Raw genomic sequence first — 23,721 nt, 5'->3', positions numbered from 1 at the left:
CACTTAAATTTTTATCCGAACGATTTTCGCTCATCAAAACACCTGGATCGTTATTTATATCGCTATTGTTTTTTATAATCTTAATTCCTTCTCCTTCAGCTGCAATAAATTTACAATGATGGTACGAATCGTTTAAAAACTCTTTAACTTCTTTAATTTTTGAAAGGTCTGAAATTCCTTTTCCCGCAGGAATAAAAACGCCATCAAAAAGTACAGATGCCGCAATTTTATACGTTTGATCAACCGGAATTTCTGTTCCTTCTTCAGAAACAATTGTCCCTAAATGTGGTGCGATAATAACGGCTTTTGCTCCTGCATTTTGCAAAGCTGTTTTCATCACTTTAACCGAATCTGCGCTTACACCTTCTGTACATAAAAAAGCAATTTGTCGTGTTGCAATTGTATTCGAAATAGTCGGATTTTTAAGCATGCTCAATGCATCAGAAGGAGTTATGTTCTGGTTGACTTTAGTTGGTTCTTGTTTTCCTTCATCATCTGCGCCAACACCATGATTAATTGGTTTTTCAATTTTCGGAACTGGAATACCTAAATTTTTAGCAACTTTTGTCGCTAAACTCGAATCGACTTGATTTAAAAGTCCGAGCATTCTTTCTCGAATTGCAACCGTTTCCACTTTTCCTAATTCAAAAGACAAAGCGCTCACAATATGATCTTGCTCAATTGGCGTTTGACTGCTGTAAAAAAGTTTGGCCTGACTAAAATGATCTGCAAAACTTTTGCTTCTGGCGCGCACTTTATGCGCATCAACTCGTTCATTAAAACTCACAAATCCGCCTTGATCCATTTTAGCTTGAAACGGACATCCTCCTCCTAAAGAATTTGGGTGATAACTTACTTTTCCCACAGCAATTTCCTGACGCATGTGTCCGTCTCGCTGGTGGTTATGCATTGGCGCAATGGTTCTATTAATTGGAATTTCATGAAAGTTCGGACCTCCTAATCTTGACAGCTGCGTATCGGTGTACGAAAATAATCTTCCTTGCAATAAAGGATCGTTTGAAAAATCAATTCCTGGAACTATATGTCCCGGATGAAAAGCAACTTGCTCTGTTTCTGCAAAAAAGTTATCGGTATTTCGATTCAAAACCATTTTTCCGATTATAGTTACAGAAACCAATTCTTCGGGAACTAATTTCGTAGGATCAAGCAAATCAAAATCAAATTTATGTTCGTCACTTTCTGGAATAATCTGTACTCCCAATTCCCATTCTGGAAAATTTCCTTCTTCAATGGCTTCCCATAAATCCTTTTTATGAAAATCGGAATTTTTCCCTGAAATTTTCTGTGCTTCATCCCATGCAACTCCGTGTGTTCCTAATTTTGGTTTCCAATGAAATTTCACAAAATGCGACTCGTTTTTATCGTTGACAAATCTAAAAGTATGCACGCCAAAACCTTCCATCATTCTTAAACTTCTCGGAATCGCTCTATCGCTCATCACCCACATAATCATGTGCATCGATTCAGGCATTAGTGAAATAAAATCCCAAAAAGTATCATGTGCCGAAGCAGCTTGCGGAATTTCATTATGCGGTTCTGCTTTTACAGCGTGCACTAAATCTGGAAATTTCATAGCATCTTGAATAAAAAATACTGGCATATTATTTCCAACCAAATCAAAAATACCTTCTTGCGTATAAAATTTCACAGCAAAACCACGAACGTCTCGAGCTAAATCTGTAGAACCTCTTGAACCCGCAACAGTTGAAAATCGAACAAAAATGGGCGTTTTTATACTGGTATCATTTAAGAATCCTGCTTTGGTATATTTTTCCATTGTTTTATAAAGTTCAAAATAGCCGTGAGCGCCAGAACCTCTTGCATGTACGATGCGTTCTGGAATTCTTTCGTGATCAAAATGAGTAATTTTTTCTCTCAATATGAAATCTTCTAAAAGAGAAGGACCTCTTTCTCCCGACTTTAAAGAATTGTTGTCATCGTTTATTTTAACGCCTTGGTTGGTGGTTAAAAATTCGTTTTCAGCATTTGATTTGTTATATTCTAAATCGTTCTGTTTTGCGTCAGAATTGTCTTGGTTTGTTTTTTTTGAATTTTTCATTTTTTGTTGATTTTACAATTTATCATTCAATGAACTATTGTTGTAATTGAGGCATTTCTCAAAAAATAGGATAACAAAGTTAGACCGCTTTTGAACTTAAAAATTATACAATTAAAGTTCAGGATTATAACATTCGAACCACAATACAATTTGACAATCAACACTTTACTGATAATTATATAATTCCATTTTTTAATCCTATAACAGAAAAAAACTTTTTGAAACTAACTTTGAAATAGAGTTTTAATTCAAAAAACGGCCAATGAACATTTACATTATTATAGAATCAATCTTAGTTTCTATTGGGGCGACATCGGCTATGACTTGGTTTAGTTATGCTATGTCGGAAAGTTTTAGAGAATTGTATAAAGAACCTGTTTTATTGAGTTTTGCTCTAAAAAAAACACACATCAGACTTTCTAAGAAATCTCAAAGAACTTGGGCATGGCTGATACATTACATTATTGGTTTTCTATTTGTTATGGGATATTACATAGTATGGGTAAAGAACATATTACCAGTTTCTCCACTCAATGCTCTCCTACTAGGAGTTATCAGTGGTGTAATTGGCATACTCAGCTGGATAATTATATTTAAAATGACCGATTATCAACCCCCAATTGACTTTAAAGGTTATTACATCCAGTTGTTCTTTGCCCATATTATTTTTGCTGTTGCGGCAACAGCGCTCTACTCTATTACGCTACTCTTTTAATACTGCAAAAGCTTATGTCACTGTCTAAATACAATCAGAAAAGAGATTTTAAACAAACTCGTGAACCGAAAGGAAAGATCGAAAAATCGGCAAACGAACTGATTTTTGTTGTGCAAAAACATGCTGCATCGCATCTTCATTATGATTTTAGGTTAGAAATGGACGGTGTTTTAAAAAGCTGGGCAGTGCCAAAAGGTCCGTCGATGGATCCAGAAATAAAACGTTTGGCCATGATGGTCGAAGATCATCCGTACAGTTATAAAGATTTTGAAGGCACGATTTCCGAAGGAAATTATGGGGCTGGAAATGTGATTGTTTGGGATAACGGAACTTATACTTCTGACGAAAAAACTGCTTCTGACGAAAAACAATTATTGAGTGATCTCGCAAAAGGGCGTTTAAGTTTTATTCTAAAAGGCAAAAAACTGAAAGGAGAATTTTCATTAGTAAAACTTCACGGAAAACAGGAAAACGCTTGGCTTTTAATCAAGAAAAATGACAAATATGCTTCTGATGAAGATATTTTAGAAAAAAATAAATCGGTTATTTCTAAAAGAAGTTTGGAACAATTGGAAGAAAAATCTAAAAAACTGACTTCTAAAACAGAAGAAAAAACAACGGAGAAAAAAGCGGTAAAAAAAAAAGTCCAATCCAAAAGTTGAAATAGCAGAATTTCTTAAACCAATGCTCGCAACTGTCCGCGAAAAACCTTTTGATGATGACGAATGGGTTTTCGAAAACAAATACGATGGCTACAGAACGATTGTGGTTATTAATGCGCAACAAGTTGATTTATTTAGTCGAAACGAACTTTCTTTTAATGCTAATTTTAAACCTATTGCAGACGAATTAAAACAAATCGATCACACTGTGGTTTTGGATGGTGAGATTGTAGTAGAAAATGACGCTGGAAAAGCTGACTTTCAACTCCTTCAAAACTATATGAAAACAGGAATCGGAAATCTGAAATATTATGTTTTTGATTTATTGAATTTGGATGGAAATCTCATTACCGAATTATCGCTTTTAGAACGAAAAGAACTCCTTAAAATTCTATTTAATAAATATCCTTTTTCGAATGTTTTTTATTCTGAACACACTGTTGGCGATGGAATTAAACAATTTGAAAAAGCCGTTAAAAATAAAACAGAAGGCATAATTGCTAAAAGAGCTGACAGCACTTATGCTGTAAATCGAAGAAGTACAAATTGGCTCAAAATAAAAACGGCAAATGAAGAAGAATCGATTATTATTGGAATTACTGAACCTAAAAATTCGAGAAAATATTTTGGCGCAATTTTGCTTGGTCAATACGATGGCAAGAAATTAAAATACATTGGAAAATGCGGAACTGGTTTTACAGAATCTGTTTTAAAAGATTTGTACTCGAAACTTGAATCCTATTTTATTGAAAAATCTCCGCTTGACGAAAAAATTCCGATACATGACAAAATTCAATGGGTAAAACCAAAAGTCGTCTGTCAGGTTAAATTTTCAGAATGGACGCAAGACCAACATTTACGCCATCCCGTTTATCTCGGAATTCGAATGGATAAAAAAGCGGAAGAGGTTCTTTTGTCTTTTAAAAACGATACTGCAACACAACTAAACTCAAAAGAAATGACCGCTACAAAAAAGAAAACGCAGATTCAGACCGAGAATGATTTTGATTTGAAAGTCGGAAAAACGATTTTGCATCTTACGAATCAGAACAAAATTTATTTTCCAAAAGATAAAATTACAAAAGGAGAAATTATTCAATATTATGATGAAGTTTCAGAATTGATTCTTCCGTATTTAAAAGATCGTCCAGAATCGATGAATCGTTTTCCAAACGGAATTGACTCGCCAAGTTTTTATCAGAAAGATGTTGATGTAGATAAAATTCCAAAATGGCTGAAAACCAAAAAAATCTTCTCAGAATCGAATAATGCTGATATTGATTATCTTATTTGTAATAATAAAGAAACGTTGCTTTATATGGCCAATTTAGGCTGTATTGAAATGAATCCGTGGAATTCGACGATTAAACATATTCACAATCCAGATTGGCTGGTGATTGATTTAGATCCTGCAAAAGACGATTTTAAACAAGTTGTACAAGTTGCATTGGTTGTAAAAGAAGTTTTAGACGAATTGGAAACCGAATGTTTGTGCAAAACTTCGGGCGCTTCTGGACTTCACATTTACATTCCGCTTGGCGCGCAATACGATTATGATTCGATTAAAATTTTAGCCGAATTAATTGCGAAAGAAGTTCATTCTAGAATTCCTGAAATTACTTCGATTGACAGAAGCATTAAAAAGAGAAAAAATAAATTATACGTAGATTTTCTGCAAAATAGACGCGGGCAAACTTTAGCTGCGCCTTATTCTGTTCGTCCAAAACCTGGAGCGACCGTTTCAACGCCTTTGGAATGGAGTGAAGTAAATGAGAAATTACATCCGTCGCAATTCACGATCAAGAATGTTTTGAAACGTTTTGAGAAAAAAGGCGATTTGTGGAAACCTGTTTTATCGAAAGGAGCTAATATTAAAAAGATTATTCACAAACTAGAAGCGAGTCAAAATGCTTAAGAAGATTTTTTCTTTTTGTTTTCTAAACTTGCCTTTAGCATTTCCATTAGATCGTCGCTTTGTTTGTGTACGACTTTTAGTTTTGGAGCTGCTTTTTGCGGTTTTCCTTTAGCTTTCTTTTTAATGATATCTAAAAGCTTGGCGGTGTATTCATCTTTAAAACCAGAAATATCAAATTTCTCTGTTAATTGATCAATTAGTTTTTCAGCCATATCCATTTCTTTTGTAGACTTTTTGGACATTGGCGGAAGTTTTAATTCTGATGTGCTTCGAATTTCTTGTTCAAATCTGATTCGGTTTAAAACAATGACATTTTTATATGGTTTTAAAATTGCCAGACTTTCTTTATTTCGCAAAACAAATCTCGTAACTCCAACTTTTCCGGAAGCTTCAAGCGCATCACGAAGCAATCCGTAGGCATTCATTGCGCCTTTGTCTGGCTCAAGATAATAAGGCTGTTCGTAATAAATACTTTGGATTTCTTTTTCGAAAGCAAAACTTTCAATATCAATTGTTTTGGTTTTAATGGCATCTGCGGCTTCAAAATCGGAATCTTCTAAAATGACATATTTATCATCGAGTTTGTAGCCTTTCACGATATTCGCAAAATCAACTTCTTTTCCTGTGCCTTCATTAACACGTTTAAATTTGATATTCGCATGATCTTTCGCGTCAAGCATATCCATATCTAAACTGCTTTCTTGCACCGCCGAAAACATTTTTATCGGAATATTAATTAATCCAAAACTTACCGAACCTGTCCAAATTGATCTCATGGCTTTTGCTTTAAAATTGAACATTAAATTTAGTTCAAGCAAAAAACGTAAGCCTTACAAAATCAAAACATTACTTTATAAAATTATGAGTTATGAATTATGAGTTATAAGTTGTTTTATCGAAACTCATAACTCATAATTCATAACTCATAACTCATAACTCATAACTCATAACTCATAACTAAAAAAAAAAATTACCAGCCTTTTACAGCTCCGCCTTTGAATTGCTCTAGAGCAACTTTTTCAACTTCTGGCGATTGAAAAGCTTGTAAAAACTGTTTTACTTTTTCTTCGTTTTTATTGTCTTCACGGCTTACAACCAAATTCACATAAGGAGATTCTTTATCTTCAACAAACAATGCATCGCGCGCCGGAACTAAACCTGCAGCAGCAGCAAAGGTATTGTTGATGATTGCGATAGAAACATTTTGATCGTCTAAAGCACGAGGCAATTGAGGCGCTTCTAATTCTAAAATTTTTAAGTTTTTAGGATTACTCACAATGTCTGTTACTTTTGGCAATAAACCAACGCCGTCTTTTAATTTTAATAATCCGTTTTTCTGTAAAAGCAATAACGAACGCCCTCCGTTTGTTGGATCATTTGGGATAATAATCGTACTTTCATTTGTCAATTCAGAAAGGCTTTTTATCTTTTTAGAATAGGCTGCAATTGGATAAACAAATGTTTTTCCGATGATAGCCAATTTGTAACCTCTTTGTTTTGATTGCTCGTCTAAATATGGTTTGTGCTGAAAAGCGTTTGCATCAATATCTCCTTGGCTTAAAGCTTCGTTTGGAATTACGTAATCGTTGAAAGAAACCAATTCCACTTCCAATCCGTATTTTTCTTTGGCTACTTTTTTTGCAGCTTCAGCAACTTTTAATTCTGGTCCAGAAGCAACTCCAACTTTAATAAAATGTGGATCATTCTTTTTATCGCTTCCGCAGTTTGATAAAACTAATGCCAAAGCCAAAACTCCAGCTGTTTTTAAAATATTAAGTTTCATATATTTTTAATTGTAAAATGTTAATTATTAATTGATGATTATCTGTGATCAAATCGTTTTGATAATTTGTCTCCAGCAAACTGAATTATAAAGACTAAGATTACCAATAAAGCCAGAACAGAGTTCATTGTTACGGCATCATAACCAATATATCCGTATTGATAACCGACTTGTCCTAAACCTCCAGCTCCAACAGCTCCACCCATTGCAGAATATCCGACAAGAGTGATTAAAGTAATGGAAGCCGCGTTAATTAAAGACGGCAACGCTTCTGGCAATAATACTTTGTAAACGATTTGAAATGGCGTTGCTCCTAAAGCTCTCGCTGCTTCAATTAATCCTGACGGAAGACTTAGCAAACTGTTTTCTACCAAACGAGCAATAAACGGCGCAGCACCAATGCTTAAAGGAACCAAAGCCGCGCTCACACCAATTGAAGTTCCAACGATTGCACGTGTAAACGGAATCATCCAAACGATTAAAATAATGAATGGAATGGAACGAAAAACATTTACAACAACGGATAATGTTCTATTTAAAACGGGTTGATCCAGAATCTGATTTTTACGAGTCAAGAAAAGCAAAATTCCTGTTGGAAGTCCTAATAAAAAACCGAAAAAGCCCGATACAAAAGTCATAACAATGGTTTCCCATGTACCTTTTAATAATAAATCTATAAGAGAATCAGACATAACCTATAATTTCTGTTTTAATGTGTTTTGAATTAAAATATTGAATCGCAGCATCGTAGTTTTCGCGTTTTCCTGAAAGTTCAATCAGCATTACACCAAAATTCACTTCACCAGCTTGATCCATTTGTGCGCTTACAATTTTGAAATCGGTATCAAAAAGTCTTGAAACTTCTGAGATAACAGGTTCGTTAACCGATTTTCCTGTCATTTCTAATTTCAGTAATGGATTTAAGTTTCCATTATCTTCTTTTTGCAATTTCTCTTGATAAACCGCTGGAACATCGATATGTAAAGACGAAGCAATAAACTCTTTTGTCAATTCATGTTTCGGATCTGCGAAGATTTCGCCAACACTTCCCTGCTCTATTAATTTTCCGTGACTAATAACCGCCACTTCATCACAAATAGATTTTACCACTTCCATTTGATGCGTAATCAACAAAACGGTAATATTCAGACGTTTGTTAATGTCTTTCAATAAATTTAAAATCGATCTTGTTGTTGCAGGATCTAATGCGCTTGTAGCTTCATCAGACAAAAGTACTTTCGGATTATTAGCCAAAGTTCTTGCAATTGCTACTCTCTGTTTTTGTCCGCCCGAAAGACTTGCCGGATAATCATTTGCTTTTTCAGCTAAACCAACCAATTGCAACAATTCTAAAACACGCGTTTTGATTTCGCTTTTTGAAGTTCCTGTTAATTCTAATGGAAAAGCAACATTGTCAAAAACGGTTCTTGAAGAAAGCAGATTGAAATGCTGAAAAATCATTCCGATTTGTCTTCTTTCGATTGCCAATTCTGCATTTGATAATTGCATTAAAGCTTTACCATCAACTATAATTTCGCCAGAAGTTGGTCTTTCCAACAAATTGACGCAGCGAATCAGCGTACTTTTTCCTGCTCCAGAAGTTCCAATTACACCAAAAATTTTCCCTTCAGGGACTGTCAGAGAGACATCAGACAAAGCCGAAACGATTTTGTCTTTCTGATAAAAAGTTTTGGTTACATTTTTTAATTCAATCATTTTTTGAGTTTTAAAAACAAAAAAGCCTTCCATAAATTAGTTGAAAGGCCTTTTTGAAATAAATTTTATCATTTTATATATAAGCCAGTTCAATAAATGCCATTACAGCAACACAACACATCATGCTGCGACGATAATAATTATTCATTTTCTGGTTCTGTTTCTTCATAGCGAGTGCAAATTTAAATAGTTATTTTCAATTTTTACGCATAAATTTTTAAAACTTTTATTAACCTATCAATTTAGTAGGTTTTTCATATTTCATTTTTTATGTTTTATTTTCAATTCAAAAAAAATTCCAAACTCCAATTTAAAGTTTGGAATTTGGAATTTAAAATATTTGAGTTTAAATCTTAATTATTTTGTTCTGCAATTACAGATTTATTGATTTTTATTACTCTAATTTTTTTATTGGTATTATCCGATAAGAAAATACGGTCGTCAAGCTGAGCTGTACCGACAATTGTTCCGAAAGGATTTTGCCCTAAAATATCAGAAACGCTCAAAACAGTGTTGTAATTCATTTTAACGAATTCTGATTTAGTGTATAATTTTAAATAAGACGCACTTCCTACATTTTCTGAAGTAACTGCCCAATCTTTACTGAATGATACTGCAATAGGTTTTACATCTACAAATGGAACTTTTTGCGGTTCAATAGGAGTTGTTAGTGAAGCAGCTGCATTTGCTTTAATGTTGGCAATGTTATAATACAAATAACTTTTTGCATCTCTTCCTGCTACAACCAGATTTCCATCAGAAACATCTAACGAATACACTTCTGTAAATCCGTTTAAAGTATTCAATTTAGCAATAGGCTTTAAATTCCAATCGCTTGTTTCTGTAATTTGAGAAGCGTCAAGCACTTTTATGCTTTTTTCTTTTTCTTTTACGAAAACCAATCCGTCTTTTGCCACAACACCAAAAACGTGTACAAAAGTCTGCCACCACTGACCGTTTCCAACCGTACTGATTCCGGCATTCGTAGTCTCATCAAAAACAAATAATCTCGATTCTGTGCTACCTACATAAATTCGGCCATTATCAACAGAAACCGATGTTAAACTAGTCAACGGAATAGTTGTAGCTCCTTTTGTGTATTCTTTTATTGTTTTAAGGTGTGCCAATGTCAGAGCATTAAAAATCTCTAGAACATTTCCGTTAATCACATATAATTTCTCGTTTGCAACTGCAATCCCTTTTGGGTCAAACGCTTCTGTGCTTCCTGGAATATTTTCGTTTGTAATAGAAGCTTCATCAGTCGGATAATAATAAGTATAATCTTTAGATGCAACTTCGTCTTTACTGCAGCTTGCAAACAAACAAAGTGCTAAAATTAGAGGCAGGATATGTTTCATGTGTAATTTATTTTTTAGTTCCATTTTCCTTCTCCTTTATATTTCACTAAAAATGGATTTTTAGGATCGATTTTAAATACTGGTTTTTTATAAGTTCCTTTTACGTAAGCCGTTTTGGTGTACGTTTTTAAAACATCTGGATCTGTAAACGGAAGATCATTTAAGTGAATCAAGTATTTATAAAAATCGGTTAGCATTTCTTGCTGGCCTCCGCCTTCTCCACTGTTTGCTAAATTACTACTGTGGTTAAAACCAATGTGATGTGAATATTCGTGAGACCAAACCGACATTTCTCCTACCCAATGTCCAGTTACATAACCCGATTCCCATTGCGATGCCAGATTTCCTCCGCCCCAAGCAGAATCTCCTCCTACCATAGCCATCCAAACAGTTCTTTTGTCTAGATAATTCCAGTATATTTTTTCGATTTCTTCTTTAGAATAATAATCGTAAACTCCATCAACATCATCAGCATTTCCGTGCCAGTTTAGAGCTCCGTTTATGCCTGTTCCTACTGCAGCTGCCTGCTCTTGCTTGTATTTATCGAAATTGGTAAAAGTGCTGTAATACATAGGATGGCTCAATGCATACGAATAATTGATAATCATCGTAATGGCTTCTTTTGCCAAAACCGGATTCATCGGAAGAAATTTACCCAATTCGTTAATGTGGTATCCATCATGAAACTGAACTAAATGATTTGATTTTATTTTTTTGAATTTCTGAAATAAAGGATCTTCCGATTCTACAGAAAATTCAATTGCTCCAGAAGAAAATCCTTCGATTTTATCGATCGTTACGGTATTTCCTGTTTCTAACAAATAATCGTTTTTCTGTTCTGTCAAAGGAATTTTATGAAATGAACGGTGAAAAGCAGGAACTTTTGAAAAACTAAAAAGTAAAAATTTCTTATTGTAATTCGGCAGTTTTGCGTACACTTTCACATCTGTCAATCCAACCGGAGAATAAAGTGAAATTTGTACAGAATCTTTTCCTTTTTGAATAACTTGAAACGGTTCGTTTACACGAAACCAACGATCTGTTTTATCATACATTTTTGAAGGATTTTCGTCATCTTCAAACATTGTCATCGGTTTGTTTTCTGCTGGTAAAGCCGAAGCATCGATACTTGGAAGGTAATTTGGCTTATAGTTTTCGCCATCATCACTACAACCAAAAATAATACTTGCCAATAAGGCAAATACAAAAAAGTGAGTGTTTTTTCTCATCAGTAAGTAAAGTAGGTTTGGGGTTAAATATCCTGCAAAACTATAAATATGCTTGTTATAAACAAGTCTATTGCAAGAAAAATATGAATATAAAATATACTGAAAAGTAAATTTTATAAAAACCTACTATACTTAAAAGTCAGATTGTAAAGTAACTATTTTGTTAAATCTAAAGTTTTGATTGTTGATAAATCGGCATTGAATTGAACAAAACTCGCAGGAAAACCAGCTTTAATTTTTCCTAATTTATCCTTCATGCCAATTGCAGATGCCACTCTTGTCGTTGCCATTTTTATAGCTTCATCTGCTGAAACATTAAGGTGGTTATAAGCATTTTGAACCGCTTCTTCCATCGAGATTGAAGCTCCTGCTAGATTGCCATCTTCATTTCTGTAGAAACCGTCTACTAAATGGGCATCAAAATTATCCCATTTAAAATTGGCTACTTTTCGTCCTAAAAAAGTGGCATCGCTAATTAAAAAGAATTTCTCTTGTTTCAATTTGTAAGCGATTTTAGCGGCAGCATAATCGCAATGAACACCGTCTAAAATTAATGGTGCGTAAACGTCTTCATTTTCAAAAACAGCTCCAACCAAACCTGGTTCGCGATGTCCGAATTGTGTCATGGCATTAAATAAATGCGTTACCAGATTTATTCCTTTAGAAAAATAAGATTGCGCTTCTTTATGTGTTATCGTCGAATGTCCGATTGAGATTGTGATGCCGCTCTCAATCAACATTTGCAATTGTTCTTCTGTGAAACATTCTGGAGCAATTGTAATGAGTTTTATAACGTCTTTCCCTTTGCTGATAATTTCTTGAAGTTCTTCATTAGTTGGTTTTCTAACCTGATCGATACTGTGTGCGCCACGTCTTTGCGGATTCAAAAATGGGCCTTCCAAATGCATTCCGATTACGCCGTTGTTGTGTTTTTTCATGTATTCTCGAACGGCTTCAATTCCTTGCAAAATGGTTTCTCGAGAAGAAGAAATCAAACAGGGTAAAACATGTGTTGTACCGTATTTCATGCTCGCATCGTAAATATCCTGAATGGTTTCTTCGTTTGGAGTCTGGCTGAAATAGTACTTTTCTCCTCCATTAATTTGAATATCGATGAATCCCGCCGCAAGATGTTTTCCTTCTAAATCGATTGTTTGAATGTCGTTTGGAATTTCTTTCTGCACTGAAATAATAGTTCCATTTTCTACAATTACAACTCCATTTTCTATTATTTCTTCGCCCGTATGCACAACAGCATTGACAATCGCTTGCTTCATGTTTAATTAATTTCTTTGTTTCAAATTTAAAGAAGTTTGATTTAATTCCTAAATAAAAAAAAGCCTCAGAAAATTTCTGAAGCTTTTTCAATTTTAAATCTAAAACCTAAGTATTATGCAGACAGGTACGGACTGCATATTTTTTTTAATTAATCTGGGTTTGCCAATATTTTATACAGTTCGGCATTCGAAATATAAAATTGGTTTTCTAAACTAATCTGCGAAAGCTTAGCACTTACCAAATTGTTTTCTCTCGAATTGATTAAGAAAATTGAACTTTCTCCAAACGAAAATAATTTCTCTTCTGAGTTCAACATCGTCATATAATCTTTTACCAGATTGTCGATTACAATTTTCTGTTTTCTTAGCGAAGCAATTTCAGTTTGCTGCGCTTTGATTTTATTTTTAAGTTCCAATCGCTGCTGACCAATATCATACTGCATATCCTGAATCTTCAGTTTTGCCATTTTTAAACTTCCTCTTTCTTTTCTTAAGAAAATTGGAAAACTGAAATCGACATTAAACTTGTAATCGTCAGCATTGAAATTATTCCAATAATTGGGTTCTGAAATATAATTGTAACCCACATTTATTTTCGGAAGCAATGAATTCGCTTTCAGCTGGCGATTGACTTCCAAAATATCCATTTTAGTTTCTAAAGATTGAATTTTTGGGTGTGAATCTAATGATTGAACTTCCACCATCATTGCATCAGTTCTTAGCGTTTCCTCGATCGTCTGAATTAGATTTTGTTCTGGTTTTACTACATCTCCAAGTTCAACCGGAACATTTTCAATCCATAAAAAATTAGCCAATTTCAATTTAGCTTTTGCTAATTTTAAGTTTCCGTTTTCAACATTCAGTTCACGGTTTCTAACTGTAATTTTAGCTTCAATACTATCAATTGCTGGCGCATCTCCCGCTTTGATTAATTTGATAACTCCTTCAAAACGAGTGCTCGCAAAACCTAAATAATTTTTATACAATTCTGCTTCGTTATAGCTTTTTCTCCATTCAAAATAAGCTTCACTTGCCTGATATAAAACTTCTATAGCTCTTAGTTTTCGCTGTGCATCACTTAGTTTTACCTGAAGTTTTCCTTCACGAACATCGGCCATTCTTTGGTTAATGAACATTCCTTGTCCCAAAGCAACATTAATGCCAAGCGAAGTTAAACCTGCTTCTGGCGTTTTGTTCTGCGGGTTATAATATTCACCGCTTGTATCGTCAAAACCAGCTTTAATCTCTACTCCATACCAAGTTGGAATTTTGAAACTGCTGTTTAATAACGAATAATATTCTGTGCCTTTAAATTCTTTCTTATTGTAATCTACTTCCAATTTTGGATCAAATCCGCCTCGTGCCATCATCAGTTTTGCCTGAGCATTTGTTACTTCAAGATTGGCTTGTTTTACCAACGGATGGTATTTTTTTACATACCCAAGAAACTCGATAAAAGTAAGTTCCTCTTGATTAAAATTCTGACTGTGCAGCGTAGAAAAACAAAATAGTATTAAGAAAGAAAATAGTTTTACTAAATTTCTCATTTTACTTTTTCTCCTTTCCTTTATCTTCTTTTTCTCCTGAGTTATAATAGTTTGGTGGGAAACCATTCAAGTTTCGCCAAATCTCGTACCATACCGAAACGGTTTCTAACAATGCAATACTTTGCGCACCAGCACCAATACTTAATTCTTTTGGCCAGTGACGATCTTCTCCATCTGGTGAAACCAGAATTCTGTATTTTCCGTTTGGACTAATGAAATTCTCTATCGCTACAACTTTACCCCCGTAAGTTCCATAAGACAATCCAGGCCATCCAGAAAATACGATTCTAGGCCATCCATCGAACCAAACACGAACTTTTGCACCACGATGCACAAGCGGTAAATCGATTGGATCTACGTACGTTTCTACTGCAATATCATAATTAGAAGGCATAATGCTCACCACAGGAGTTCCTTCTTTAATCGTTTCTCCAAGACCTGCCAATAAAGCACGGTTTACATACCCGCTTTGTGGCGCTGTAATGTAGTACAAACCATTTCTAAGTCTGTAATTCGTATATTGATTTTCTAGTTTATTTACCTGAGCTTCAGTATCATATTGTGTACTTAAAGCAGTAAATTTATCACTTCTAGATTTCGAAATCTTTTCAGCATATTCAGCAGTAATTCTATTGATTTCTACTTTTGCGTTTATCAATTCGTTTTTACTGCTTAGCAATTTATTTTCTTGCGTAATCACATAAGCTTCTGATTCTTGCAGTTTTAATCTTTTCTGCTCGACATCAGTAAGCGGTTTTAAACCTTCTTTGTTTAAAGCGGTCGAACGATCAAATTGTGTTTGTGCAATTCGAAGTTGCGTTTTTACCGCTACAAGATCCATACTGTCACTTTTTATTTTCAGTTTTGACTGACGAATTTTGTTTTGCGCTTGCTGCAATTTCAATTGTCTTTCTGTGTTAAGAGACTGTGCCTGAACATCAAGAGAGTTTACTTTATCGCCGTACGATTCTACAGCCATTTTTTTAGCATCGACCTGCTGTTTGGTATTATTAACCAAATTAGGATCTAGGTAATCTTCTTTGATCTCCGAAATGTAAACGATCGTATCTCCTTTTTTTACATAATCACCTTCTTTTACAAACCATTTTTCAATACGTCCTGCAATAGCATTATGAACCGTTTGCGGTCTTTGATCTGGTTTTAAAGTTGTAACAGAACCACTTCCTGAAATATTCTGCGTCCAAGGCAGAAAAAGGCAGCATACACAGAATATTAGAAATCCGATTATGACTTTGTTTAAAATTCTGTAATGTGGTCTGCGGGCAACGCTTGTAATCGATTTATAGGTGCCCGGCGTTATAAGTACGTTATTGTCTTTAGATATGTTGAGCATGATTAAAGCTTTATGTCGTTAATAATTTTTCCGTCATCAATCGTAATCATACGACTGCATTTGCTTTTCCAAATATCATTTTTAGAAGTTACAATAACAGTCCAGTCGTTTTCTTCAGAAAGTAAAAAATCAACAATTTTACTTGAAGTCAAATCGTCCATTTTGTCCACTGGATCTTCTAAGAATAAGATATTCGGTTTACCCACAATACTTCTTGCCAAAAGAATTTTTTGAACATCAGAAGCAGAAAGTTCACGACCTCCAGGATGAATTTGATTCTCCAACCCGTTTTCGAAAGTTTTAATGTACGGCGTAAGGCCAACATTATCTAAAGCCCATTTTAAATCATCGCTATTTAATTCTTCATTTCCAAAAACAATATTCTCACGAATTGTTCCCGCAAATAAAGTGTCTCCTTGCAAGAACGTTCCTGCTTGCGCTCTGTACGTATCTTCGTTAAGACGATTCATATAATTATCTGTCACATACATGGCACCGCTTTCTGGTTCTAAAACTCCTGAAAGCAATCGCAGCAAAGTACTTTTTCCTGCACCATTTGTTCCCGTAAGAATAATTTTTTCTCCTTGAGAAATTTTCAAATTGATATTCTTAAGCGATTTTTTGTTGTGATCTGGATAATGGTAATTGATGCTTTCTGTCTCAATATTGATCCCTTTTTCTGTTTTATCAGAAGTTTGAGGAATGCAAGAAATCTCCATATCAGTTACCTGACCGATTTTTTCAACAGAAGTCAAAACATCGTAGAAAGACTCCAATCCGAAGATGATTTTTTCTACTGAATTGATCAATAATACAATTACAATTTCAGCTGCTACGAACTGCCCTATGTTCATTTGGTGGTGAATTACCAGAAAACCACCGATCGATAATAAGGCAGCAGTAACAATTACTTTAAAAATAGTAAGCTGAATATATTGTTTCTTCATTACCTGAAAGTGCTTTTCACGGTAATTGATATAGTTGGTTGCGTATTTGTCATTTCTTCCCAAAGCATATTCAAAAGCTCCTTTTCTGCGGAAACTTTCTCTATTTCTAGCAATTTCCTGAAGCCATGCTGCAACTTTATATTTAAATTTTGATTCGTTAAGACTCGTTTCTAATCCGTCTTTGTACGAAAATTTAAAAATTACCCATAAAATCACAATAAATAAAAGTCCGATTACCATGAAGAAAGAATGGTAAAGAACCAATAAAATAATCCCTAGACCAACCTGAAGGAATGCGGTGCAGAAATCAAGCAATAGTTTTGCCGTGCCTTTCTGTACCATTAAAGTATCGAAAAAACGATTTGCTTTTTCAGGAGCGTACTCCGAGTACATTTCTTTAAATTTTATCAAAGGCATTCTGTACGCAAATTCGAAAGAAGAACGCACAAAAATTCGCTGCTGTAAGTTTTCTACAATTCGCAATTGCAAAATCGTTAGAACACCTCCAAAACCAACTCCAACCGTAACCAAAATTACGAGAACGATCCAAGAGACGCTTAGCTGTCCGCTTTGAATAAAATTAATAATAGCTTGGATTCCCAAAGGCAGAGAAAGATTTACTAACCCTGCAAAAGCAGCATAGAAGATAATTTGATACACATCGCGCTTATCGAGCTGCAATAAGTTATAAAAACGTTTAAATGGTGTCATGAATTTAAGTATAAATACAAGATTATTACATAGAATAAATATACGGCAAAAACCGCATTCATGGATCAAGATTTTCATCCTAATCCTTAAAGAGCAAGTATTTATGAATTCAGCCGAGGAGGCGGTATATCTATTTTACCATGAAAACCAAACGAGAAGATTGTATTATCAATATATTTTTTTCCTTCTGATTCTTTTAAAAAATAAAGATTAGGCATCAATGATTCTGAAGAAATCAAATATTCCATTAAAGGAATTCCTTTTGCTAATTTGGCCGTTTTGGTATCTTTTGTTTTATAGTCATCCAGTTCTTCTGGAATTCCGTCGCATTTGAAGATTTTTTTCAAAAAATTACAAGTAATCCCTTTTACAGTATAAGTTTCAGCATTATCGCTTAAAACTCTAGCCACGCTATTAGAAATGTTCAAACTGCTAATTAGAAAATAGCCGACAAGCAACACCTGAAGGCATTTACAGAAAAAGCTATTTTTAATTTTGTTCAACATAGTCTAAAAAAAAGGCTGAAAGTTTAATTAAATCAAATCATTTTGATTCAAAACCTCAGTAATTTAAGGCGTTTATTTTAATTTTTATGAGCGCGCAAGTTAGAGCCATTTTTTTTGCAGAACATTAAAATAACATTAGAATTTAGAATCATTCAAAACTTTACAAAGAAATTAACAAGACAATCTTACAGCATTTCTCCTTGTCTGAATTATATAAAACCCAAGCCATAATTTTATAACTAAATGACAGATATCAAATCTACTTTTGGTATTCGAAAATTAGCCATAGTTCATTAAAAATATATTACAGTGTTACCGATTAAACAAATTAGATTTACGAACCATTTAATACAGAATCAAGAGATGACTTACGCAAAGAATGATTTGACTAGATTTTTAGATGCGCAAAACAAACTTTATCTGACGGCATTATCTGAAATAAAAAAAGGTAAAAAAGAAACACATTGGATGTGGTTTATTTTTCCTCAGATAAAAGGACTTGGAAAAAGTGCTCTTTCTGATTATTATGCTGTTGCTGATCTTAAAGAAGCTAGTGAATTTTTAAATCATCCCATTTTATCGAAACATTTAATTGAGATTTCTAAATTGCTGCTAACGTTGAAAAAGAAATCTGCTGAAGGAATCTTAGGAGAACTTGGTGCAAGAAAACTGCATTCTTCTATGAGTTTATTTGTTCAGGTAGAAAATGCGCATCCTGTTTTTCAGGAGGTTTTGGACACTTTTTTCTACGGACATTTGGATCAGCTTACTTTAAATTTTACTCAAAAAACTGCTGTGTTGCCAGACACAGTACTACTTTCTTGATATTCTTAGGACGAAAAAAGGGAATAGCTTTAAAACTATTCCCTTTTTCATTAACAACATAATTATAATTAAAGTACAAATATTAAATTCTAGCTTTTCTCAAAATTTGAAACTCCTTTTTTAAGCCAGTTCAAATATTCCTGAATATTTGGATTATAAGCTGAAGTTTCATTGAGGGTTTCGCCATTATGATCCACCAAAACATAAAACGGCTGTGCATTGGTTTTGTAAGTAAGCGTTTGGAATTCGCTCCATTTCTGTCCAATATATTTTAACTTTTTTCCTGTTATCTGAGAAGTAACCTGCTCGTTAGGATGTAATTCTCTTTTATCGTCAACATAAAGCGAAATCAGAACCAAATCGCCTTTTAAGATTTTCTGAACTTTTTCGTCAGACCAAACATTGTCTTCCATTTTACGGCAGTTTACACAGGCGTGACCAGTAAAATCGATCATAACCGGTTTTCCGATTTTCTTGGCATATTTCATTCCTAGATCATAATCGGTGAAAGCCATGATATTGTGCGGTCCAAGCTCTGCTCCTTCTGGCAGATTTTGTGTTATTTCTTTCGAAGAAGAATTATTCAAACCATTCGGAATTTCGCTGTAATGCATTGGAGGCGGAAAACCGCTAATCATTTTAAGAGGCGCGCCCCAAATTCCGGGAATCAAATAAATCGTAAAAGCCAAAACCAAAACGCCCAATCCTAATCTTGGAACGCTTAAATTTGAAATCGGACTATCATGCGGCAACTGAATTTTTCCAAATAAATAAAAAGTCAACGTTCCGAAAATTGCTATCCAAATTGCTAGGAATGTTTCTCTTTCTAACCAATGCAATTGCAAAACCAAATCGGCATTCGACAAAAATTTAAAAGCCAAAGCCATTTCTAAAAATCCTAAAAACACTTTAACCGAATTCAGCCAACCTCCGGATTTTGGAAGCGAATTCAACCAGCCTGGAAAAGCGGCAAATAAAGTAAACGGCAAAGCCAAAGCCAGAGAAAAACCAAACATTCCGACAAACGGAGCGATTCCACCACGAGAAGCCGCTTCTACTAATAATGTTCCAACAATTGGTCCCGTGCAAGAAAAAGAAACAATTGCGAGAGCCAAAGCCATAAACAATATTCCGACGATTCCGCCTTTGTCTGCTTGCGAATCAACTTTGTTTGCCCATGCATTTGGAAGCATAATTTCGAATGCTCCCAAAAATGAAAAAGCAAAAATCATTAAAAGCACAAAAAAGATCAGATTAAACCAAACGTTTGTCGAAAGTGCGTTTAGAGAATCTGCTCCAAAAGCCCAAGTTACAACAGCTCCCAAAAAGATATAAATGGCAATAATCGCGATTCCATAAAAAACTGCTTTTCTAATTCCTTGTGATTTTGTTTTGCTTTGCTTGGTAAAAAAACTCACCGTCATTGGGATCATTGGAAAAACGCAAGGCGTTAGCAAAGCTGCAAATCCTGAGAAAAACGACAATAAAAAAATCGACCATAAGTTTCTAAATTCGGCTTTCGGTTTTTCTTCCTTCAGTTCTTTTTTAGACACTTTTACAACCTCAGCAGGAATGATTTCTGCTGGTTTTACTTTTGCTTCAGAAACAACAGAATCAATTTCTACAATTTTCGTTTCTTCTTTTACAGCAGCTTCAATTAAACTTTTCGCTTTCGCGGAAGGCGTAACAGAAAACTCCAATTCGTCTGAACTTGGCGGCAAACAATTTTCATCATTACAAACCATAAATTCAACCTCAGCATTGATTTTAAAAGGTTTTGATGAAAGTATTTTAATGCGTTGTCTAAAAGTGGTTTCTTTCTCAAAAAACTTAATCTGCATTTTGAAAACAGGATCACTAATCGTTTTTCCTTTTTCTTCTTTTACAGCATCAATTAATTGAAAATCTGCGCCTTTTATAAAATTAAAATGAGTTGGAATCGGGCCTCCGTCTGAAACTTCCTGACTGTATAAATGCCAGCCCGATTCTATAATGGCTTTTGCCTGCAATTCATATTCAGTATCAGAAATTTTCTCGATACTGGTTTTCCATTTTATGGGATTATATATCTGAGCCTTTACGAATATGGAAAACAGCAGGAAAAAGCCCAGTAAAAAAATATTCTTTTTCATGGGTAAAAACTTTAGAAAGAGGGTTGAATAGCAAAAAACAACCCTCTAAAAAATCCGCTATACAAACTAAATTGCTTACTAATTCAAAATACTATTTGATAGGGAAATATAAATTAAACTCTAGTAAATAAAGGGGTCAGATTATTTTTGTGGTTTGAAAACAACTTCCATAGAATCGGCTTTGTTCAAAAATGAATTAGCAAATTCCTGAATGTCTTTTGCAGTAATGCTTTTGACAATATCAACATAGTTTTTAGAATCATTCATATTGTAGCCATTTTCAAAATAATTATAAATCAAGTTCATACTATAACTGTTGAAGTTTTTGCTGTCTTCTCTCGATTTCAAATAATTAGTTCTCGTTTTCTCAATATCTTCAGAACCAATTTCTCCTTTTTTGATTTTATCAATTTCCTGATACACAATTGGCAACAAATGTTCTACTTTATCAGCATCACAATCAAAAGTAATTTGAAGATTTGCTTTAGAAATTGGAAGTTTGTCAATACTTGCTTTTACACCAGCACCATAAGTTCCGCCTTCTTTTTCACGAAGACTTTCTGTATAGCGCAAAGTCAAAATATCGCCTAAATACGAAGCCAAAATTCTGTTTTTTTGACTATAAGCATAATCTTGTAAAAATGTAATGCGAACGGAACTTTTTGGCGTTTCCATTTTAATGAAAACATCTCGATCAATTTTATTTGAAACCCATTTTGGAATATCGGTTTTAAATTTCTCTTTGCGTTTGATTCCGTTTATACTGGCAATATATTTTTCTAGTAAAGGCTTTAAAACTTCTGGCGTAACATCTCCAACAATATAAAATTCAAAATTTGAAACGTCTGCAAAACGATCTTGATAGAAAGCTTTCATCTTATCAAAAGATAAATCGTCAATATATTTTTGGTTGAATTCTCTAATTCTCGGATTGTTTTTGCCATAAACTACTGCTGATAAACTATCTTCCATTTTGGCATTAATGTCATTGGCTCTATTTTTCAACGCGTTTTCTAATCGCTGTTTCAAAAGCGCATACATTTGATTGTCAAACCTTGGCTGAACAAAACGTAAATGCACCAACTGCATCATGGTTTCGATATCTTTTACATTTGCAGCACCCGAAACCGTTTCTTTAAGAGAACTGACACTTACTGAAGAATTGGCAATTTTCCCTTTTAAAACTTTTTCTAAATCTACATTTGAAAGTTCTCCAACTCCAGACATCATCGCTAAAGTTGTCGCACGACCAATTGATGGAAGATCTTGTGGTTCATATAAAGAAGTTCCGCCAAAACTTTCCGCTTTAAGCTCTACTTCTTTTTTATTTTTATCTGCAAATTTATAATGCACTTTTACACCATTGCTCAATACAAAAGTTGTGGCATCAATTGCTGTTTCTTTTTTCTCAGAAACAATTTTTCCTGAAACAATTTTTAGATTTCCTAAAAGAGTTTTTCCTTCAAAAGTATCAACGTAAGGTTGCAACGAAGCATCATTTTCTGCTTTTTTAATAATCTCAAAAGCTTTTTCCTGCGTTAGATTTTCTTCGTTTTCAACACCTGTTACCGCAACAACTCGGTTTTGAGCAATATATAATTTGCTAATTTGCTCTTGAAGAATTTTAGAATCCAACTTGCTTAAAATGCTTTTTATCATTTCAAATTCTGCTTTTGGATCTGCAATTACTTCGTGGTTCAAATAATCGTCTTTTACCATTCCGATTACTTGTTTGTGCGGAATCTCATTTAGTTTGTCTAAATAATTTTCATAACCCGAAATGTTTTCCGTAACCGCTCTTTCGATTTCACCTTTTGAGAAACCAAATTTATAAGCGCGAACCCATTCGTTCATTACCATTACAAAAGCTTCTGCTTGTTTTTCTGGTTTTGGAGAAACACTCAAAATCCAAATATCATTTAGACGCGTATAGTTTTGATATCCAACTGATGCACTTTTAAATGGACATTCTTGTTTCTGTGCCAGTTCTGCCAAACGATTATTTAAAATAGAAAAAGCAATGCCTCTTTGAGTAGATTTTTCTAATTCTGCATAGTCATTCGTTGCTTTTTCAGCGGTATGACGAATCATAAAACTAATATTGGAAGCCGAAATTTCTTTGTCTAAAGCCAATTTAAAAGTTGGTTCTACTCTTTCTGGAATCGCAATTTCAAAACGTTTTTTAGGATTTTGAGGCGTCGGAATATCAGCAAAAAGTTTTTTGATTTTTGCTTCAATTTCATCAACATTAATATCTCCAACAATTGCGATTGCTTGCAAATCTGGACGATACCAATCTTTATAAAAATCTTTTAAGACTTGATATTTGAAGTTTTTCACAATATCCATATCACCGATCGGCATGCGGTCTGCGTAAAGCGAATTGTTGTAATAAAAAGGCGCCAACTGATTGTAAATTCTGGCACGAGCGTTTTGTCTCGTGCGCCATTCTTCTGTAATTACACCTCTTTCTGCGTCGATTTCTTCATTCGTTAGAGATAAAAAATTAGACCAGTCGTGCAAAACCAATAAACAAGTGTCGACCACTCCTCCATCTTTCGACGGAATGTTATCTAAGTTGTAAACCGTTTCGTCTGTACTGGTATAAGCGTTGATGTTTCTTCCAAAAACTGCACCTTGTTTTTGAAGCGTATTCAAAATACCTTTTCCTTCAAAATTTTTGGTTCCGTTAAAAGCCATGTGTTCTAGAAAATGCGCCAAACCTTTCTGCTGATCGTTTTCTAAAATCGATCCAACATTCTGAATAATGTAATAACTAGCTGTATTTTTATTAACCTCAGTTGGATAAATATAATACGTCATTCCGTTTGGCAGAACTCCTTTTTTTATTTTTTGGTTGACCGCAATTGGGTCAGTTGCTTTAAAGTTTTGTGCTTGCGCGAATGATAAACATCCGACAACGAATAATAAAATTGATATTTTTTTGCTGTATTTCATAAAGCT

General features: G+C 34.2%; 18 protein-coding genes. 4 read left to right on the top strand and 14 right to left on the bottom strand.

Annotation, left to right across the window (positions count from 1 at the left end; genetic code table 11):
• Positions 1-2,080, bottom strand: a 2,080-nt coding sequence (locus ACE01P_RS20275) for a catalase (RefSeq protein WP_379700855.1), incomplete at its 3' end; no start/stop codon positions are given.
• 262 nt (positions 2,081-2,342) lie between these two features.
• Here ACE01P_RS20275 and ACE01P_RS20270 point away from each other — a divergent pair.
• From ACE01P_RS20270 to ligD, 3 genes are read left to right on the top strand one after another with little or no spacing between them, the layout of a single operon-like run.
• Complete coding sequence (locus tag ACE01P_RS20270) at positions 2,343-2,795, top strand: hypothetical protein (protein WP_379700854.1); 453 nt, start codon at positions 2,343-2,345, stop codon at positions 2,793-2,795.
• 14 nt (positions 2,796-2,809) lie between these two features.
• Positions 2,810-3,457: a DNA polymerase ligase N-terminal domain-containing protein gene (locus ACE01P_RS20265; RefSeq protein ID WP_379700853.1), complete on the top strand. Its 648-nt coding sequence runs from the start codon at positions 2,810-2,812 to the stop codon at positions 3,455-3,457.
• 22 nt (positions 3,458-3,479) lie between these two features.
• Positions 3,480-5,372, top strand: coding sequence for a DNA ligase D (ligD, locus tag ACE01P_RS20260; protein WP_379700852.1), 1,893 nt, complete (start codon positions 3,480-3,482; stop codon positions 5,370-5,372).
• On the opposite strand, the gene ACE01P_RS20255 is transcribed toward ligD, so the two are convergent.
• The 11 genes from ACE01P_RS20255 to ACE01P_RS20205 all read right to left on the bottom strand — a co-directional run bounded on the left by ACE01P_RS20255 (position 5,369) and on the right by ACE01P_RS20205 (position 17,722).
• The gene (locus ACE01P_RS20255; RefSeq protein WP_379700851.1) at positions 5,369-6,148 is read right to left on the bottom strand and encodes a Ku protein; all 780 of its coding nucleotides are present in this window, start codon (positions 6,146-6,148) and stop codon (positions 5,369-5,371) included. The two genes, ligD and ACE01P_RS20255, sit on opposite strands and share 4 nt — an antisense overlap.
• 194 nt (positions 6,149-6,342) lie before the next feature.
• Positions 6,343-7,155, bottom strand: coding sequence for a methionine ABC transporter substrate-binding lipoprotein MetQ (gene metQ / locus ACE01P_RS20250; RefSeq protein WP_379700850.1), 813 nt, complete (start codon positions 7,153-7,155; stop codon positions 6,343-6,345).
• Positions 7,156-7,193: 38 nt separating this feature from the next.
• The gene (locus ACE01P_RS20245; protein ID WP_379700849.1) at positions 7,194-7,847 is read right to left on the bottom strand and encodes a methionine ABC transporter permease MetI; all 654 of its coding nucleotides are present in this window, start codon (positions 7,845-7,847) and stop codon (positions 7,194-7,196) included.
• The gene (gene metN, locus ACE01P_RS20240; protein WP_379700848.1) at positions 7,840-8,871 is read right to left on the bottom strand and encodes a methionine ABC transporter ATP-binding protein MetN; all 1,032 of its coding nucleotides are present in this window, start codon (positions 8,869-8,871) and stop codon (positions 7,840-7,842) included. Before metN ends, ACE01P_RS20245 begins: the two co-directional genes overlap by 8 nt.
• 353 nt (positions 8,872-9,224) lie before the next feature.
• A complete protein-coding gene (locus ACE01P_RS20235) occupies positions 9,225-10,229 on the bottom strand; it encodes a hypothetical protein (protein WP_379700847.1) in 1,005 nt (334 codons plus the stop codon).
• A gap of 14 nt (positions 10,230-10,243) precedes the next feature.
• Entirely contained in the window at positions 10,244-11,458 is a 1,215-nt protein-coding gene (locus ACE01P_RS20230) for a hypothetical protein (RefSeq protein ID WP_379700845.1), read from the bottom strand.
• 155 nt (positions 11,459-11,613) lie between these two features.
• Positions 11,614-12,735 carry an N-acetylglucosamine-6-phosphate deacetylase gene (nagA, locus tag ACE01P_RS20225; RefSeq protein ID WP_379700844.1) on the bottom strand — a complete coding sequence of 374 codons (1,122 nt, stop codon included), beginning with the start codon at positions 12,733-12,735 and terminating at the stop codon, positions 11,614-11,616.
• A gap of 149 nt (positions 12,736-12,884) precedes the next feature.
• Positions 12,885-14,282 carry a TolC family protein gene (locus ACE01P_RS20220; RefSeq protein ID WP_379700843.1) on the bottom strand — a complete coding sequence of 466 codons (1,398 nt, stop codon included), beginning with the start codon at positions 14,280-14,282 and terminating at the stop codon, positions 12,885-12,887.
• A gap of 1 nt (position 14,283) precedes the next feature.
• Positions 14,284-15,636 carry an HlyD family secretion protein gene (locus ACE01P_RS20215; protein WP_379700842.1) on the bottom strand — a complete coding sequence of 451 codons (1,353 nt, stop codon included), beginning with the start codon at positions 15,634-15,636 and terminating at the stop codon, positions 14,284-14,286.
• 2 nt (positions 15,637-15,638) lie between these two features.
• Positions 15,639-17,294 carry a peptidase domain-containing ABC transporter gene (locus tag ACE01P_RS20210; protein ID WP_379700841.1) on the bottom strand — a complete coding sequence of 552 codons (1,656 nt, stop codon included), beginning with the start codon at positions 17,292-17,294 and terminating at the stop codon, positions 15,639-15,641.
• Positions 17,295-17,395: 101 nt separating this feature from the next.
• On the bottom strand, positions 17,396-17,722 hold the full coding sequence (locus tag ACE01P_RS20205) for a hypothetical protein (RefSeq protein WP_379700840.1): 327 nt from the start codon (positions 17,720-17,722) through the stop codon (positions 17,396-17,398).
• Between the two features lie 441 nt (positions 17,723-18,163).
• On the opposite strand from ACE01P_RS20205, the gene ACE01P_RS20200 reads away from it, so the two are divergent.
• Positions 18,164-18,625, top strand: coding sequence for a DUF1810 domain-containing protein (locus tag ACE01P_RS20200; protein WP_379700839.1), 462 nt, complete (start codon positions 18,164-18,166; stop codon positions 18,623-18,625).
• An 89-nt stretch (positions 18,626-18,714) separates the two neighbouring features.
• Here ACE01P_RS20200 and ACE01P_RS20195 read toward each other — a convergent pair whose 3' ends face one another.
• Positions 18,715-20,757, bottom strand: a complete 2,043-nt coding sequence (locus tag ACE01P_RS20195; protein ID WP_379700838.1) for a cytochrome c biogenesis protein CcdA — start codon at positions 20,755-20,757, stop codon at positions 18,715-18,717.
• A 141-nt stretch (positions 20,758-20,898) separates the two neighbouring features.
• Positions 20,899-23,715, bottom strand: a complete 2,817-nt coding sequence (locus ACE01P_RS20190) for a M16 family metallopeptidase (protein ID WP_379700837.1) — start codon at positions 23,713-23,715, stop codon at positions 20,899-20,901.
• Positions 23,716-23,721 lie beyond the last annotated feature (6 nt).

Source organism: Flavobacterium sp. HJSW_4 (assembly GCF_042436695.1).
Classification (GTDB): Bacteria; Bacteroidota; Bacteroidia; order Flavobacteriales; family Flavobacteriaceae; genus Flavobacterium.
Note: the sequence above shows the minus strand (reverse complement) of the source record. Positions and strands in the feature narration are given on the sequence as shown.

What these genes read in the sequence shown, in the direction of transcription:
- ACE01P_RS20215 (WP_379700842.1), bottom strand. Translation starts at nt 15,636, where the DNA reads ATGCTCAACATATCTAAAGACAATAACGTACTTATAACGCCGGGCACC.
- ACE01P_RS20190 (WP_379700837.1), bottom strand. Translation starts at nt 23,715, where the DNA reads ATGAAATACAGCAAAAAAATATCAATTTTATTATTCGTTGTCGGATGT.
- ACE01P_RS20270 (WP_379700854.1), top strand. Translation starts at nt 2,343, where the DNA reads ATGAACATTTACATTATTATAGAATCAATCTTAGTTTCTATTGGGGCG.
- metQ (WP_379700850.1), bottom strand. Translation starts at nt 7,155, where the DNA reads ATGAAACTTAATATTTTAAAAACAGCTGGAGTTTTGGCTTTGGCATTA.
- ACE01P_RS20230 (WP_379700845.1), bottom strand. Translation starts at nt 11,458, where the DNA reads ATGAGAAAAAACACTCACTTTTTTGTATTTGCCTTATTGGCAAGTATT.
- metN (WP_379700848.1), bottom strand. Translation starts at nt 8,871, where the DNA reads ATGATTGAATTAAAAAATGTAACCAAAACTTTTTATCAGAAAGACAAA.
- ligD (WP_379700852.1), top strand. Translation starts at nt 3,480, where the DNA reads ATGCTCGCAACTGTCCGCGAAAAACCTTTTGATGATGACGAATGGGTT.
- ACE01P_RS20220 (WP_379700843.1), bottom strand. Translation starts at nt 14,282, where the DNA reads ATGAGAAATTTAGTAAAACTATTTTCTTTCTTAATACTATTTTGTTTT.
- nagA (WP_379700844.1), bottom strand. Translation starts at nt 12,735, where the DNA reads ATGAAGCAAGCGATTGTCAATGCTGTTGTGCATACGGGCGAAGAAATA.
- ACE01P_RS20210 (WP_379700841.1), bottom strand. Translation starts at nt 17,294, where the DNA reads ATGACACCATTTAAACGTTTTTATAACTTATTGCAGCTCGATAAGCGC.
- ACE01P_RS20245 (WP_379700849.1), bottom strand. Translation starts at nt 7,847, where the DNA reads ATGTCTGATTCTCTTATAGATTTATTATTAAAAGGTACATGGGAAACC.
- ACE01P_RS20195 (WP_379700838.1), bottom strand. Translation starts at nt 20,757, where the DNA reads ATGAAAAAGAATATTTTTTTACTGGGCTTTTTCCTGCTGTTTTCCATA.
- ACE01P_RS20265 (WP_379700853.1), top strand. Translation starts at nt 2,810, where the DNA reads ATGTCACTGTCTAAATACAATCAGAAAAGAGATTTTAAACAAACTCGT.
- ACE01P_RS20255 (WP_379700851.1), bottom strand. Translation starts at nt 6,148, where the DNA reads ATGAGATCAATTTGGACAGGTTCGGTAAGTTTTGGATTAATTAATATT.
- ACE01P_RS20235 (WP_379700847.1), bottom strand. Translation starts at nt 10,229, where the DNA reads ATGAAACATATCCTGCCTCTAATTTTAGCACTTTGTTTGTTTGCAAGC.
- ACE01P_RS20200 (WP_379700839.1), top strand. Translation starts at nt 18,164, where the DNA reads ATGACTTACGCAAAGAATGATTTGACTAGATTTTTAGATGCGCAAAAC.